The following is a 14841-nucleotide window of genomic DNA, read 5'->3' as shown; positions in this document are numbered from 1 at the left end:
CGGCGGATGTCCGAGCCTGGCGGGCGGCGGGCGTCCGGGCCCGGTGGGTGGTGGCGAGCCGGCTCCGGCCGGCCGGCGCTGCTCGGTGCGGCCCTCGTGGCCGGCGGGGGAGCGGTGGCGTTCCTGCTCGCCCCGCCGATGGGCACCGACCTGGCGGCACAGGTGGCGCGCGCCGAGTTCGTCGACCGGTACGGCGCGACCCCGGTCGACCTCGGCTGGTACGGCGGCGTGCAGCAGTTCGGCTACAGCCTGTTCAGTGCCGCGCTGGGCGCGGCGCTCGGGGTCCGGGTCGTCGGCGCGCTGGCCGCCGTCGGCGCGGCGGTGGCCCTCGCCTGGCTGCTGGTGCGCGGCGACGCCCGGCGCCCGGTGCTCGGCGCGATCCTCGGCGCGCTGGTCCTGATCGGAAACCTGGTCAGCGGGAGGATCACCTTCGCGCTCGGGCTGGCGCTGGCGCTGACGGCACTCTGCGCGGTCGCGGCCGGGCGGCTCCGCTCCCCACTGCGGCTGGGCGGCGCCGGTCTGCTCGCCGCGCTCGCCACCTGGGCCAGCCCGGTGGCCGGGCTCTTCACCGGCCTGGTCGGTGCCGCGCTGCTGCTGGCCCACCTGGTTCCCGGCGTTCCCGGCCCGGACGGTCGCCGTGGCGGGCTCGGGCGCGACGGATGGCTACCCCGGCAGCACCGGGCGGAGGGGCTGGTGCTCGCGCTCGCTCCCGCCGTGGCGCTCGTCCCGATGACGGTGCTCTTCGGCAACGGCGGGGTACAGCCGTTCACGGCCGAGTCGATGCGGATCAACGTCGCGCTCGCCCTGCTGGCGGTCGTGATCGTGCCGGCCCGGCACCGCGTACTCCGCTGCGGCGCCGGGCTGACCGTGCTGTTGCTGCTGCTCGCCTACTACCTGCCCAGCCCGGTGGGCTCGAACGCGCTGCGGCTGACCCTGCTCTTCACGGTGCCGGTGCTGGCCGCGTACGCCGATCTGGGCCGCGGTTGGCTCGCCGCGCTGCTCGCCGCGGTCGTCTGGTGGCAGCCTCCGGTGATGACCGGTGACCTCGGTCGGGCCGGCTCCGTGCCGGTCCGGAGCGACTTCTACCAGCCGCTCGCCGACGCGCTCGACCGGCGTGCCCGGCAGGCGGGGCCGATCGGCCGCATCGAGGTGGTGCCGCTGCGGGACCACTGGGAGTCGGCGTACCTGGCCCGCCGGTTCCCGCTGGCCCGGGGCTGGGAGCGGCAGGTGGACGTGGCCCGCAACCCGTTGTTCTACGACGCGGAGCTGACGGCGGAGGCGTACCGGGACTGGTTGCGCGACACCGCGGTGAGCTACGTGGCGGTCGCGCCGGACAGCCCGCCCGACCGGTACGCCCGGGCGGAGGCGGCCCTGGTCGTCGCCGGGCTGCCCTACCTGGCCGAGGTGTGGCGGGATTCGACCTGGCGGTTGTACGCCGTCGTCGACCCGACCCCGCTGGTCGCGGCTCCCGGAGAGCTGGTCGAGTCCACACCGGAGCACGTGCGGTTCCGTGCCGACGCGCCCGGCGAGGTGCTGGTTCGGGTGCGCTGGTCACGGTGGTTGGTGCTGGACGGCCCGGCCGGCTGTCTGCGCCGGGCGGATGACGGGTGGACCGTGGTACGGGTCCCCGCCGCCGGCGACTACCGGCTCACCAGCGGGTGGCGATCCGGCCCGGCGTGCTGAGCGGACGGACGGATGCGGTCGAGTAATCCGGCGGAGCCGGTACGGGGGACGCGCCCACCGCGTTCCGGACACCCGGAGCGGGACGTGGTGCGGTGGCGGCTGGTGCGGTACGGCGGGCTGACCGGCGCGGCGGTGCTGGCCGCGACCGCGTACCTCGGTGGGGTGTTGCCGGTCTGGCGGCCCGGGGTCACGCCGGTGAGCATCTGGCAGGGGCCGCACGGACCTCTCATCCTCCTCGGGTGGCTGGCCGGCACGACGCTGCTCGTGGGCGCCTGGTGGGCCGGGCGGCACCGCGTACCGTCGGCGCGGTGGGTGCTGGTCACGGTCGGGCTCTGGCTGCTGCCGTTCCTCGCCGCGCCGCCGTTGGGCAGCCGTGACGTCTACTCGTACGCCTGCCAGGGCGCGATCTACGCCGCCGGAGCGGATCCGTACGCGGTCGGGGTGGCCGGTGCGGGCTGCCCGTGGCTGGAGGCGGTCTCGCCCACGTGGCGGGACACCCCCGCCCCGTACGGGCCGCTGTTCATGCTCGTCGCCGGGGCCGCCGCGACGCTCGGCGGGGCGTCGCTGGTCGGCACGGTCGCACTGCTCCGGTTGGCGGCGCTGCTCGGCGTGGCGCTGACCGCGTACTGCCTGCCGGGCCTGGCCCGGCACGCCGGCGTGGACCGGGACCGTGCCCTCTGGCTGGTGCTGGCCTGCCCGCTGGTGGCGATCCACCTGGTGTCCGGCGCGCACAACGACGCCCTGATGGTCGGCCTGGTGGTTGCCGGGCTGCGGGTGGTACGGGACCGGCCCGGCCGGGCGCTGCCGCTGTTCGCCGGCGGGGCGCTGCTGGGGCTCGCGGTCAGCGTGAAGGTCACCGCGGTCGTGGTCGTACCGTTCGCGATGCTGGCCGCGCTGCCGGGGGCGTACCGGGTGCGGGCGCTGGCCCGGCACGGCGGCCTGGTGCTGGCCGGGACGGTCGCGGCGGCGGTGCTGGTGACCGGGCTGGCCGGGCTCGGGCCGGGCTGGGTACGCGGGCTGGCCAGCAGCGGGGAGTCGGTGCAGTGGACCTCGCTGCCCACGGCGGTCGGGCTCGCCCTGGGATATCTGGGCCGACCCTTCGGGGCTGACTGGTATGTGGTGCCGGCCGCCCGTGCCGTCGGGTTGGGTGTGCTGGCGCTGCTGCTGGTCGCGATCTGGTGGCGGGCCCGGCACGGTAGCCCGCTGCGCGGTGCCGGGCTGGCGCTGGCCGCGACGGTCGTCCTCGCACCGGTCTTCCATCCCTGGTACGCGGTGTGGCCGTTGGCGGTGTTGGCCGTCGCCACGGTGCCGGCCCGGTGGTTGCTCGTGCCCGCGACGGTGGTCTCGTTCCTCGTCCTGCCGGACGGGACCAACCTCGCCAGGTTCACGAAGTTTCCCGGAACCCTGGCGATGGCGGCGGGGCTGGTCGCTCTCGTGGTCGTGGCCGCCCGCCGGGTGGCCGGGCGTCCGCGTCGACCGGACGCGCGGCACGACGCCGCCGGCTCTCGTCACTGACTCGCGTCGGGGCTCCGCCCCGACTGCGGGCTGGCCCGGGACCTCTCAGACCGGTCGCCGCACCCACCTGATGCGTACGCCGGCGACGTTGCGGAACGTCTGCCCACGGTAGGCCCAGACCGTCAGCCGACGGTTCCCGGCGAGCGGCCCGAGATCCAGTTCCGGTACGTCGTGCAGGTACAAACCGGTCAGCCCTGGGATGTCGGCCAGCGGAGCGAGATCGACGATCTGTGAACGATTCCGCAGATCGAGCCAGGTGAGCGTGGGGTGGCCGCGCAGCGGTTCCAGGTCGAGCGGCGCGGGGCACCAGGCAAGGCTGAGCCCTTCGAGCGGCAGCCCGGCGACCGCGGCGAGATCCACGGCGGGTGTGTTCCACCGTGCGAGCCAGAGGGCCCGCAGCGCTGTCTGCGAGGCCGCGATCCGCTCCAGCGCCCGGGAATCGGTACAGCCGGTGAGCAGCAGGTATTGGAGCCCTGGTATACCTGCCAGGAAACCGGTGTCGCCGAGGACCGGTCTGTCGTCGTGTCCGTCGATGCCGAGGAAGGTCAGCGCGGTCAACGCGGTGAGCGGTGCGTAGCTTCGCGGATCGCGTCCGAGGCCGAGGAGGCGAAGCCGGGTGAGTCGTGGATACCGGGTGACCCAGTCGAGGTCGGGTAGCAGCGCCGGATCGCCGCCGAGCCAGAGTTCGAGCTCGGTGAGCTGGGTCAGGGTCTCCGGGAGATGGTACGGACTGGTCGCCCAACCGATGTCCAGGATTTCCAGGCTGGGCTGCTCGTGTAGGAAGCCGAGGTCGACGGACCGGTCGGAGAGCCTGAAGCCGCGCGCGTAGAGCTGTAGCTTTCGGACCGCCGGGAGGTGACGGACGACGCCGGCCGGATCATCCGCCGTGAGCTGCACCCCGTGAAGGTGGCGCAGGTGGGGCAGCATCGGGGCGGTCCACTCGTCCACGGTGATCCACCCGTCGTCCAGCGGCGAGTCGGCGAGGACCTGGCGCGCGTACTCCTCGGGCTCGAAGTGGCTCGCCGCCCGGACCAACGCCTCGACCACCCGCCGTCGCGGATCGCGGCCGTACCGGCTGAGCGTGCGCAGCGCGGCGGGTCCGCCGACGAAGGCGGCGGTCTCCACCGTGGCCTCCGCCGCGCTCTCGGAGAGGGCGGCCAGGTCCTCCGGCAGGTGCCGGAGCACGCGTTCCCCGGCCAGCGCCAGTGACCGGGCCTCCGCCGCGCTGCGCGGGGGCACCAGTGCGGCGAGGTTGGCGTCGATCCGGTCGAGGGTGTCGACCGCCAGCGCCGGGACGGTCTCGACGCAGGCCCCGGCGAGGAGCCGGAGCCAGCGGGCCTTGCGCGGCGAGGCGGACTCGGCGCGGTCGAGCAGGTGGTTGATCAGGCGCTGCCGGTACGCGCTGTTGGCCAGCCCGGCGGTCATGATGATCGTCTCCCGCCACATGTCCCGGGTGGCGTGCGCGGCCAGGACGTCGATGTAGTCCTCCTCGGCGATCTCCTTCGCGGCCAGGTATTCCTGGAAGGTGCGGTGGACGAAGGAGATCCGGTCCTCGGCCACGTCCTTGAGCACGCCGCTGCGGTCGAGCAGGTGCGCGAAGACGTCGTCCGGCGCGGCGGTCACCTTCGGCATCATGGTCAGCTTCCGGCGTACGTGCTCCCGGGCCTGCGCCGCGTCCAACTCGGACTGGTTGCCGAGGGTCAGCCGCCAGGCGAGGTCCTGTAACAGCGACATCGCGTGCTGCGCGCCCAGCCCGACCCGACGGTAGGACGGCACGTTCCGGGCGGTGTCCCGCCGTTCGAGCAGCATCTCCAGGGCGGCGCGGTAGAGACTGATCCGGTCGTGCGGCAGGTCGTCGCCGCGGTCGAGGTTCAGCGCGCAGAGCATCGCGCACATCAGGGGGTTGGTGGCCAGCCCGCGCAGGTGGTGGTTGGCGTCGAGCCGGGCGAGCAGCCGGCGCTCGTACCGGGGCAGGTGCGCCGGCTCGCACGGCAGGTGGCGGGCGCCGCCGATGGCCCGGTGCCACCGCCGCACGAACTCGACGATGTCCGCCGGGTTCATCCGCTCGAGCATCACGGTGGCGAAACCCTCGGCGATCAGCCACCGGGCCGGCGCCCCGGTGGGCCGGGAGGTCACCACCACGATCGCGTCCGGATACTGGTTGAGGATCCGGCGCAGCCACTGGCGGACCATGGCCCGCTGCGTCTGGACGAGTTCGTCCACGCCGTCGACCAGCAGCAGGGCGCGTCCGGCGGCGAAGATCCGTGCGACCAGGCCGTCGGGCGCCTCGGCGGCGAACTGGGCCATGTCGTCGCCGAGCAGGGCACCGACCGGCGGCAGCGACCGGTCCGCGTAACTGCGCAACTTGACCAGGAACGGAATGCGTCCGTTCCAGCTCCGCAGCTCGCCGGTGAAGCCGTTCCGGGCGGCGGTGATCGCCAGCCAGCGCAGCAGCGTACTCTTGCCCGAACCGGCCTCACCCCGAATCAGGACGCGCTGGCCGCGCCCCAGCGCCGTCTCCACCCGCAGGCCGGTCCGGTCGTCGTCGCCGTCGTCCTTGCCGTTGCGCGGCAGGGACCCGCCGGCGAAGAACGAGCCACGCCGGACGGGGTCGCCATGAGCCTTCGCGCGCCGAGCGGGTCGCGCGGCATCCCCGTCGGTGACCGCCAGACTCAGGTACGCGATGCCCAGCGTTGTTTCCGGCGTGTAGTTGCGGACGTCGACACCGAAGAGTTCGAGCTGGTCATAGTGGGTCGAGACGAACCGCAGATACCGCGCGGTGAAGGCGTCGTCGTCCGGCACGGCCGTACCGGTGGGCGCTGCCACCGGCAGCCGGGCGAGGATCTCGGCCAGGTCCACCGAGATCCGGGACAGCCGCACCAGGGTTTCCTGGCTGGCCCGGTTCGTGAACTGGGGTAGGTGGCGGACCATCTGCACGTAGCAGACGATGCAGTCCTCCAGTACCCGGATCGCCAGTCGTTCGGCGGCCTCGCCCAACCCGGCCGCCTGGCTGTTGGCGACGAGCACCGGCCGGAGCCGTTTCGCCAGCGCGCTGGCGTCGGCGTCGACCGCGAAGAGCGCCTCGTCGGTCAGCGCGGCGGAGTCGATGGTCCGGGCGACCACGTCGAGCGCCGCCGCCGACTCGTGCTCCGGGATGTCGACGGAGTCGGCCTCGAACAGCCGCTGGATACGTTCCGCGATGTCCGCCGCCACGCTCTCGATCTGAAGCTCGACCTTGCGGCGGACGAGCCGGTCCCGGAAGGTCAGGGTCAACAGTTCGGCGAGCTCGCGCGAGCTGTCGGCGCGATCACGCCGGGCGGCGAGCCACTGGCTCGCCGCCCGGGTCGCCACCGCCCGCGCCAGCCCGGACAGGGCGGATTCGAGCACCGGCATCCGTTGATCTTTCCGTGTGTCGACACGAACAGCGACGGACATCGTAGTGCCGGTGGACAATGGCCGGTACGTGAACGCGAGTCGATTTCGCGACTCGTCCTCACTCGCCCCTGGGCGTTTCCCGCCCATTCCCGATCGTTGATCAGGAAGTTATCGCCGTTTCCGACCTCGGTTCCGACGACACCTCCATGATCGACCATGGGACGGGTGGAGATGACGACGACAGAAGGCCGGAAAGGCCGTCGCCGGCCTACGGGCCGCTGTTCGTGTCCGGCCGCCGGGTGAGGTAATCCGACGCCGGGAAGCGTTGCTCGCCGAGGAATCCACGCATCAGGAGTGCTCGGCGGATGAGTCGGGTGACCGGGACCCAGGCCATGAACCGGGCGTGCAGTTCTACCGGATCCGGCCCCGGGTTCGGGTTCAGGGTGTAGAGGTCGTGGGCTGCCTCCTGCAGCGTCATGCCGAGGTAGACGAACAGCGCCAGGGGGTCTCGTTGGTACTCCTGCCGTAGTGCGTCTTTTGCGGTGGGGCAGGGCCAGTCGAGGTGGCAGGCGCGGCAGGTCCAGGTGGGCCGTCGGGGGGTGTGTTCGGGGTCGGCTGGTGTGGCCATGGTGTGGAGGACGACGGTGCCCATGTCAGCCCACCGCACCGACGCGGGACCGTTGCGCCGGGGTGAGGTGGCCGGCTCGGCCGGTGTGGTGGCCGGTGGCGGCGTTCCAGGTGGGTCCGCGGTTGACGCTGGTGCGGCAGCGGGTCGGTGTGGTCGCGGTGTGTGGGCTCGGGGTGGGGGTGGGAAGCCAGGTGGGGACGGCCAGTATCGGGGTGGTGGGGGTGAGGGTGTAGGGCGCGTCGATGACGGAGGTGGTGCCGGGGCAGTGCCACCAGCGTCGGCATCGGCAGCGTAGCCAGAGCCAGCGCCAGGTGCGGCCGTGCGGTGAAATGTGTCGCCTTCGGAGTGCCATGGGTTGCCCCTTTCTGGGCTGTGGGAATGGGAGGCGGGGGTCGCCCGCGCTCGCCCCCCGAGCGCTCGGGAAGGGGCGACCCCCGCTGACGGGGACGGTCCACGGGGGAACGTGTGGGGCACGCGGCCACCCGACGCGTTGGACCGTTATGGCTCCTCCGTCGACATTCACCCTGGACCACCACGGACAAGAGACGGAAGATAGATGGCATTCATGGATCGGCCAGCGTGGAGCACGCCCAAACAGCAGAGTGGTGATAATCATGAGTGACCGCCATGACCTGCCTCACCGTCTACGGCAACTCCGCGCTGCCCGCCGGCTGTCACAGGAAAAGATCGCGGCGGCGCTCAATGTGTCGAAATCTCTCGTACAGCAGTTTGAATCCGGAAAGCTGATACCGCAGGAAGACACCGCCGATCGCCTGGATCAGTACTTTGGCACTGGTCATGAGATCCGAGACCTGGCGAAGGCCGCACGGGAGGACCGGCAGCCTTGGCTACGACCATGGGTTGACCATGAGCGCAGGGCGCTCCTGGTACGCACCTGGGAGCCGATGCTGATACCCGGGCTGCTGCAATGTGAGGCGTACATGCGCGCTGTCTTCTCGACGGTGCCCCGGAACGCCGGTCGGATCGACGAGCTGATCGCCGCGCGCTGCGCGCGTCAGGCGAACACGATTCTTCGTGAGGAAAACCCTGTCGCGCTGTCCGCCATCATCGGTGAGATGGCGCTGCGACGCGGGCCGCGGGACATCGTGAAGGGACAGCTTGGGCACCTGGTTGACATGGGACATCGACCGCATGTCAAGATCCGGCTCGTCTTGGCAGAGTCGGAAGGGATTCACGTCGGCCTCTCCGGCTCGTTCAACATCGCGACGATGCCGGACGGTCGACGGTTCGGCCACATGGACGATCAGTTGACCGGCCACCCCGTGACCAGCCATAGCGACCTCGGGCACCTGGAGCTAGCCTGGGAGGAGATCGACGCCCTGGCGCTTCCCGTGGTGCAATCCCGGGACGTAATCTTGAGGATGCTTGATGAACACAAGTGAGCCGCGCTGGCGGACAGCCACCCGCAGCAACGGCACGGGTGCCTGCGTTGAGGTTGCCGACAACCTTCCCGGGCGGGTGCTGGTTCGGGACAGCAAGGACCGGTCTGGCGCGGTGTTGATGTTCGAGCCGGAGGCGTGGCAGGGCTTCGTGGAGTTCGTGAAGTCCCACCGCTGACTCGGCTCGACATGCCGGTAAGCCCTGGGCCTTCCCGTCGAGTGCATGTCCGCCGATGGCCGTTGCCAACCTTCTGCTCGCACGGTTGACGGTGCCCAACTGACGGCGGTCCGTGTCGTCCAGCCCCTGTGCGTGGTCCCGGGTACCGGGAATCGGCGACCCAGGCGTACGGGCGGATGATCAGTGCCCGAGATCGTGTGGGGCGACCGACGGTCGGAGATCGTCGTGGACGACCTGCGTCTCGGCGATCCGGTGACCGTCCGGTCGGATGGGTGGCCCCTCCCAGGCCGCGATCGTGCGATTGGCCCGTGAGGCGGGCAGCCGACGGTGGCAGGGTGGGCCGCACCGGGTGGAAGGACCGTCAGGGGGATTCGGCATGGGTGATCCGCTCTTCGACGTCGACGTGACCGCAGAGGTGCTGCGGCAGGTGTCCGAGGCGGCCGGGCCGTACCTCGACTCGCTCGCCAAACGCCCGGCGTACGATCCGGGCAGCGCCGACCTGCTGGCCGAGCTGTCGGCGCTGACCCCGGACGGCGGGCTGCCCGAACAGGGAGTCGGTACGGCCGCTGCCGCGGAGCGGCTGCTGCGGGTCGGGACCGCCGCCGCCACCCACTCCGCCGGGCCGCGTTACTTCCACTTCGTCATCGGCGGCGCCACCCCGGCCGCGCTCGCCGCCGACTGGACCACCTCACTGCTGGACCAGAACGCCGCGTTCCGGACGTCGTCACTGTTCGCCGCCGAGGTCGAGCGGATCACGCTGCGCTGGCTGCGCGAGCTGTTCGGGCTTCCCGAGACGTACGGCGGGGCGCTGGTCGGCAGCGCCACGTTCGCCAACTTCACCTCGCTCGCCGTCGCCACCCACTGGTGGGCGGAACGGCACGGCGTCGACGTGGCCGCGAACGGACTGGCCGGACTGCCCCGGATGCCGGTCCTCTCCGGCGGGTACGTCCACGCCAGCATTCGCAAGGCGTTGCAGATGCTCGGCCACGGCCGGGACACCGTCGAGGTCCACGCCGCCGACCGGGTCGGGCGGGTCGACCTGGCGGCGATCGAACGCCGGCTCGCCGAACTGGACGGCCCGGCGGTGCTGGTCGCCAGCGCCGGGGAGGTCAACGCCGGCGACTTCGACCCGATCGAGGCGCTGGCCGACCTCGCCGAGCGGTACGGCGCCTGGCTGCACGTGGACGGCGCGTTCGGGCTCTTCGCCGCGCTGTCGCCGCGGACCGCCCACCTGGTCCGGGGAGTCGACCGGGCCGACTCCATCGCCTGCGACGGCCACAAGTGGCTGAACGTGCCGTACGAGAGCGGGTTTGCCTTCGTCCGGGAGCCGGCCCGGCTGGCGGCGGCGTTCGGGATGCCGGGCTCGACGTACCTGCCGGGGCCGGGAAGCCCCCTGTGGTCGGGACCGGAGCAGGATCGCCCGGACCCGGCCCGCGCCCGCGCAGCGGCGACGTCGGCCGGGCCGGGCGACGCGGCGGTGCCGTCCGGGCCGCTGGACTACTCCAGGTACGGGCCGGAGTCGTCGCGCCGGGCCCGCGCGATGCCGATCTGGGCGACCCTGGCCGCGTACGGCCGGGACGGATACCGGGCGATGGTGGAGCGGCAGCTCGACCTCGCGCAGCGGCTCGCCCGCCTGGTCGACGCCGCGCCCGAGCTGGAACGCCTCGCCGAGGTGCCGCTCTGCATCGTCTGCTTCCGGGCCCGCCCGGAGCACGTCCCGGCCGAGGCGCTCGACGACCTCAACCGGCGGCTCGGCGCCGCACTGCTCGACGACGGGCGGGTCGTCGCCGGCACCACCGTCTACGACGGTCGGGTGGCGCTGCGGCCGGCGATCGTCAACTGGCGGACCACCGAGGCCGACATCGACCTGCTGGTCGAGGTGGTCCGCGACCTCGTCGCGCGGCTCGCCCCGGCGCCCGCCTGAGCCGGGTTCTCGTCGCCGTGTGGCCTGCCGGGGCCGAACGGAGTCGGCCCGCCTCGGCCGGCGGAGCGAGAATACCCGTGACGGTGCCGCACCGGGCGCGGGTCCACGCCGACCGAGGAGGACCGGATGGCGGAAGGCTGGATCAGGAGCGTCGACCGTGACCGGGGAATCGGTCTCATCGCCCCGGCCGACGGCGGCGCGGATGTGATCGTGCGCGACACCGACCTCCGGTCCCCCGACCAGCGGGGCCTGGAGGTGGGGGAGTGGGTGTCGTACACGGTCGCGGTGGATGCCGACGGCACCGCGTACGCCGCCGAGGTGACGCCGCTCGCCCGCCGTACGACCCAACGGCGGCCGGCGGAGGGCATGCCCGCCGCCCGTTCCCGGCCGCCGGCCGCGCGTACCGCTGTGGTCTTCGTCGGCGTGGCGGCGGTGCTGGTCGTGGGGGCGGTGGTCGCCACCGTCGCGATGATGGTCGGAGGCGGGGCGATCCCCGGGTGGTGGCCGTACGTCTTCGGCGGCATCATCGCGGTGACCCTGGTCGTCGGTCGGCTCGTCGGCCGGTGACGGCACCGCTCCCGTGCACCCGGAAGCGAACGGGCGAACCGGCGATCGTCGCCCTCGATCGCGATCGCCCGGTGGCCGTGGCGGCGACCCGGGCCACCCGGACCCGAAACGGCTCGGGCCGGACCACCAGGGTGGTCCGGCCCGAGTCAGTGCGCGGCGAATCGACCGCGGATCAGGTCAATCCGGTCACGAGACCGTGATCTCGGCCGCGGACGCGTAGCTGCCGCCCGAGGCGCGGGTCGCGGTGATCCGCAGGTACCGGGCCTGGGTGGCCGGGAAGGTCAGGGTCTTGGTCAGCGCGTTGGCCGGCCACGAACCCTGCGCCACCGTGGTGAAGTTACGTCCGTCGACGCTCACCTCGATGGTGTAGTCCAGGATCGTCCCGTTGAGGTTGCCGTCCTGCCGCGGCTGGTAGTGCAGCGTCTGGATCTGCCGCAGCTCGCCGAGGGAGACGGTGATGGACTGCGGCAGCGGGTTCGGCGGCGTCCACTCCGAGTGCCAGAAGGTGTAGGAGTCGCCGTCCACGGCGCGCTCCGGCTCGTTGCCGACGTGCCACGAGGTGGCGACGGCGGGTGGCTCGACGCAGTCCTCGGGCACGGTCACCGGCACCCGGTACTCCCGGTCGCCGACCGTGACCGTGATCTCGTACTCCCCGGGCGGTGCCTCGGCCTCCGCGGTGACCCGCAGGAGAGCCCCGCGGGCCTGCCCGGCCGGTACCTCCAGGCTCTCGCTCGTGACCGTGACCGCGAGCGGCGCCGCCGCGGTGGCGGTGACGGTGCGGTGCTGGGGCTCGGCCGTCCGGTTCGTCAGCCGGGCCAGCATGTCCTGGCTCCGGACGCCCAGCTCACACTCGTTCAGGACCACCCGGCCGGGGACGAGCGCGACGGAGACCGGCTCCGGGCGGACCAGCCTCGCCCACCCGAAGGGCTGGTCGGCGTAGTACCGCTGCCGGCACTCGCGCGGCGCGCGCCGCGAGGAGCCCCGGTCGAACGCGACCTTGCACGCCTCGGCGTCCTCCAGTTCCGCCGGATATCCGGAGTCGACCGCCGCGGCGGCCACGCTGGCCCGAGTGAACAGGTAGCTGGACCGCCAGCCCGCCGGGTTCGCGCCGTGCTCGAAGAAAACGTCGACGTACCCCCGGGTGTCCGCCATCGCCGTCCAGAACCGCTGCGGCTCACAGCCGATCGGCTGTCGCGGCCCGGCCTGGGCGCACCGCGCGTTGCGCAGGTCGGCGCCGAGGACGGGCAGCCGGTCGCCGGGCAGGGCGTCGACGAACGCGACGAGCTCGTCGGTGGCGACCGCCGGGTCGCCGGCGGCGTGCCCACTGACGAGGAGCGCGGGCGGCGTCCCGGGCTTGGAGATCGGCAGGTACGCCTGGTCCTCGCCCTGGATCTGGTGGAAGCCGCCGGCGCCGTCCGGGCGTACGGTGTCCAGGTTGACCACGATCGCCGACTCCCGGACGGAGGCGTCGTCGGCGAAGACCGCGCGGCCCGGGGCGACCCGTGCCGCGTACCGGTAGCCGGTCGCGATCTTCAGTGCCAGGGCGACCCGTTCCGCGCCGGGGCCGGTCACCTCGGTGAGCAGCAGCGCGTCCGGCGCCGCCGGCACCGTGCGGACCAGTCGGCGGGCGAAGTTGTCCAGATCGGTCTGGTCGGCGACGTCGGCCGGGCGTACCGCGTCCTGCAGGTTGGCCTGCACGACGAGCAGTTCGCCGGCGGGCGCGGGCGCCAGCCGGACCCGTTCCATCGCCGGTGGCGCCGACCGGTCGGTCGCGGTGGCCGACGCCTGCGTCAGTGCCACGGCAAGCGCCGCGAGAGCGATCACCTGCGCCGCGCGTACCGCGCGGGAACCTGCCCGCATCATGCCTCCTGCAATCCCGGCCGGCCGGCCTGCACGACGAACGACTTCCGGACCGTCACGGTGCCGTCGGCCGTGCTGACCCTGTCCGCCACCAGGAAGTCGGCCCGCCACTGCTCGGCGGTGACCTGGCACCGGACGTAGCCGCGCTGCTTGTTGTGGAACATCAGGTGGGGGTTCGCCGCCAGGTAGTCCCGGCCGGTGTTGTCCAGGTCGGTGCCGTTACCGCCGGAGCTGATGGAGGTGCCGACCAACTCCACACCCACCGTGGCCGAGTCGGGGTCGTCGAAGTTCTTCTTCAGATTGCCGGCGAAGTTGGCGTGGACGTCGCCGGTCAGCACCACGGGGTTGGCGACCCGCCGCTCGACGAGCCCGCGCAGCAGCCGGTCGCGGCTGGCCTCGTAGCCGTCCCACGCGTCCTCGTCGAGGGTTTCGAAGCCGGCGCCGGGCCGGCCGATCCGGCGCATCATCATGACCTGCTGGGCCAGCACGTCCCAGGTCGCGGTGGAGCGGCCGAGCTGGTCGAGGAGCCAGCGCTCCTGCTCGAAGCCGAGCAGGCTGCGTTGCGGGTCGGTACGCCGGCGCAGGTCCTGCCGGTCCCGGTACTGCCGGGTGTCGAGGACGTGGAACGTGGCGAGCTGACCGTAGCGCAGCGTCCGGTACAGCCGCAGGTCGGTGGCCCGGGGCAGGGACGACGCCCGCAGCGGCTGGTTCTCGTAGAGGGCGCGGAACGCGGCCGCCCGGCGGCGGAGCAGGTTCTCGGGGCTGAGCCCGTTCGTCGACCTCTCGCCGGCCCAGTTGTTCTCGACGTCGTGGTCGTCGAGGGTCACCGCCCACGGCGCCGCCGCGTGTGCGGCCTGGAGGTCGGGATCGGACTTGTAGAGGGAGTAGCGCAGGCGGTACTGCGCGAGGGTGAGGATCTCGGCGTTGTGCGCCGGGGAGAGCGACATGTTGCGGACGCCCGCCTTGGCATCGACCCCGCCCTCGTAGATGTAGTCGCCGAGGTGCAGGACCAGATCGAGATCCTGCTGGGCCATGTGCCGGTAGGCGACGTAGTGGCCGTTCGGGAAGTTCTGGCAGGAGGCGAACGCGAAGCTCAGCGCCGACCGGGACCATGGCTCGGGGGCGGTCTTCGTCCTGCCCACCGGGCTGTCGTGGCCTCCGGCCCGGAACCGGTACCAGTACTCGCGCCCGGGTCGTAGGCCGTGCACCTCCACGTGCACGGAGTGGCCGAGCTCCGGTGTCGCCGTCGCGATGCCGGACCGGACGATCCGGCGCATGGCCTCGTCCTCGGCCACCTCCCACCGGACGCCGTACCGGCGTGGTGGCATCCCACCGCGACCGTCCTCAGCGAGTGCGTCGGGCGCGAGACGGGTCCACAGGACGACACCGTCGGGCTCCGGGTCGCCGGAGGCGACGCCCAGCCGGAATGGGTAATCCGCGATCCGCTCGGCGGCTTCCGAGCGGTCGGCGGTCAGCTGGCTGAGTCCGGCGAGGGCGGCGAGTCCACCACCGATCGCAAGCACTCGTCGTCGGGACAGGCTGCCCGACGACTGAAAGGACAATGTGGACGACAGCATCCGAACACCTTATGCCATGGAAGATCAATTGTCTTCACCTTGATCGACTGAGGTGACGGGGTAGCAACGACGACGTGACGGATGCTGTCCCGGACGGCGAATGCGTGGCAACAGGCGCAGCACACCGGCCGTAC

11 protein-coding genes are annotated in these 14841 nt (G+C 72.5%); 6 read left to right on the top strand and 5 right to left on the bottom strand.

What is annotated here, in order from left to right; translation table 11 throughout:
• The first annotated feature begins 6 nt into the window (after window positions 1-6).
• Window positions 7-1683: a hypothetical protein gene (locus EF879_RS17520; RefSeq protein WP_233604536.1), complete on the top strand. Its 1677-nt coding sequence runs from the start codon at window positions 7-9 to the stop codon at window positions 1681-1683.
• A 12-nt stretch (window positions 1684-1695) separates the two neighbouring features.
• A complete protein-coding gene (gene mptB, locus EF879_RS17515) occupies window positions 1696-3198 on the top strand; it encodes a polyprenol phosphomannose-dependent alpha 1,6 mannosyltransferase MptB (RefSeq protein WP_123559878.1) in 1503 nt (500 codons plus the stop codon).
• A gap of 45 nt (window positions 3199-3243) precedes the next feature.
• Here mptB and EF879_RS17510 read toward each other — a convergent pair whose 3' ends face one another.
• The 3 genes from EF879_RS17510 to EF879_RS27285 all read right to left on the bottom strand — a co-directional run bounded on the left by EF879_RS17510 (window position 3244) and on the right by EF879_RS27285 (window position 7553).
• Window positions 3244-6591, bottom strand: a complete 3348-nt coding sequence (locus tag EF879_RS17510) for an NACHT domain-containing NTPase (RefSeq protein ID WP_123559876.1) — start codon at window positions 6589-6591, stop codon at window positions 3244-3246.
• A gap of 250 nt (window positions 6592-6841) precedes the next feature.
• Entirely contained in the window at window positions 6842-7225 is a 384-nt protein-coding gene (locus EF879_RS28640) for a hypothetical protein (protein WP_199736478.1), read from the bottom strand.
• A gap of 1 nt (window position 7226) precedes the next feature.
• The gene (locus EF879_RS27285) at window positions 7227-7553 is read right to left on the bottom strand and encodes a hypothetical protein (RefSeq protein WP_158624194.1); all 327 of its coding nucleotides are present in this window, start codon (window positions 7551-7553) and stop codon (window positions 7227-7229) included.
• 262 nt (window positions 7554-7815) lie between these two features.
• Here EF879_RS27285 and EF879_RS17500 point away from each other — a divergent pair, with 262 nt between their 5' ends.
• The 4 genes from EF879_RS17500 (at window position 7816) to EF879_RS17485 (ending at window position 11270) form a co-directional block, all read left to right on the top strand.
• Window positions 7816-8604 (top strand): helix-turn-helix transcriptional regulator, encoded by a 789-nt coding sequence (locus tag EF879_RS17500; protein ID WP_158624193.1) that lies wholly within the window; start codon window positions 7816-7818, stop codon window positions 8602-8604.
• On the top strand, window positions 8591-8779 hold the full coding sequence (locus EF879_RS17495) for a DUF397 domain-containing protein (RefSeq protein ID WP_123559872.1): 189 nt from the start codon (window positions 8591-8593) through the stop codon (window positions 8777-8779). Before EF879_RS17500 ends, EF879_RS17495 begins: the two co-directional genes overlap by 14 nt.
• A 376-nt stretch (window positions 8780-9155) precedes the next feature.
• Complete coding sequence (locus tag EF879_RS17490) at window positions 9156-10703, top strand: pyridoxal-dependent decarboxylase (RefSeq protein WP_123559870.1); 1548 nt, start codon at window positions 9156-9158, stop codon at window positions 10701-10703.
• Window positions 10704-10829: 126 nt separating this feature from the next.
• Window positions 10830-11270: a cold-shock protein gene (locus EF879_RS17485; protein WP_123559868.1), complete on the top strand. Its 441-nt coding sequence runs from the start codon at window positions 10830-10832 to the stop codon at window positions 11268-11270.
• A gap of 186 nt (window positions 11271-11456) precedes the next feature.
• Here the strand turns inward: EF879_RS17485 and EF879_RS17475 are convergent, their stop codons facing one another.
• Both EF879_RS17475 and EF879_RS17470 read right to left on the bottom strand, forming a co-directional pair.
• Complete coding sequence (locus EF879_RS17475) at window positions 11457-13133, bottom strand: discoidin domain-containing protein (RefSeq protein WP_148086469.1); 1677 nt, start codon at window positions 13131-13133, stop codon at window positions 11457-11459.
• Window positions 13130-14707 (bottom strand): alkaline phosphatase, encoded by a 1578-nt coding sequence (locus tag EF879_RS17470; RefSeq protein WP_199736477.1) that lies wholly within the window; start codon window positions 14705-14707, stop codon window positions 13130-13132. The genes EF879_RS17475 and EF879_RS17470 overlap by 4 nt, the downstream gene beginning before the upstream one ends.
• Window positions 14708-14841: the final 134 nt, after the last annotated feature.

This window comes from Micromonospora sp. HM5-17, assembly GCF_003762835.1.
Classification (GTDB): Bacteria; Actinomycetota; Actinomycetes; order Mycobacteriales; family Micromonosporaceae; genus Plantactinospora.
The sequence above is the reverse complement of the archived record's forward strand: the minus strand, read 5'-3'. Positions and strand labels throughout refer to the sequence as shown.